1 protein-coding gene is annotated in these 659 nt (G+C 74.8%); it reads left to right on the top strand.

Annotated elements, in window-relative coordinates; translation table 11 throughout:
• A partial coding sequence (locus tag DMH01_RS42885) for a hypothetical protein (protein WP_199745857.1) occupies nucleotides 1-659 on the top strand: 659 nt, incomplete at both ends.

The following is a 659-nucleotide window of genomic DNA, read 5'->3' as shown; positions in this document are numbered from 1 at the left end:
GGCGACGGTCGCCCCCGTACCGGACCGCAGCGTGCCCGGCCGGATCCGGGTCATCTCCGGCGTCACCGTGGCGGCGCTGGCGCTGCTGTTCGCGGCGCTCGGGGTCGGCAGCCTGACCGCCGGCGACGGGCTGCGGGTCATCGGCCGCGACGCCGGGCCGCAGGTCGTCGCCACCGCCGGGCTCTACCTGGCGCTCAGCGACATGGACGCCCAGGTCGCCAACGCGCTGGTCATGGGCGAGCAGTACGCCCAGCAGCGCGGCGCGGCCGTCGCCCGGTACGAGCGGCGGCGTTCGGAGGCCAGCCAGGCGCTGCTGAAGGCGTTCGAGCTGGCCGGCGACGACGCCGCCACGCGGCGGACCGTGCAGTCGGTGCTCGACGGGCTCGGCAGGTACGAACGCCTCGCCGGGCAGGCCCTCCTGCTGAACGAGCAGGCCAGGCACGCCCCCGGCGCGCCGCCGGACAACGTGGTGGGAAGCTACCGGCAGGCACCCGACCTGATGCGGTCGGTGCTGCTGCCGCAGGCCTACAACCTGACCCTGGAGAGCGGCACGATCGTGCGCCGCACCTACGACGAGAAGAACGCCATGGTCCCGCTGCTGCGGACCGCGGTCCTGCTGGCCGGGCTGCTCGCGCTGGGCTGCCTGATCTGGCTGCAGA

The organism is Amycolatopsis sp. WAC 04182, assembly GCF_003947465.1.
Lineage (GTDB): Bacteria > Actinomycetota > Actinomycetes > Mycobacteriales > Pseudonocardiaceae > Amycolatopsis.
The sequence above is the reverse complement of the archived record's forward strand: the minus strand, read 5'-3'. Positions and strand labels throughout refer to the sequence as shown.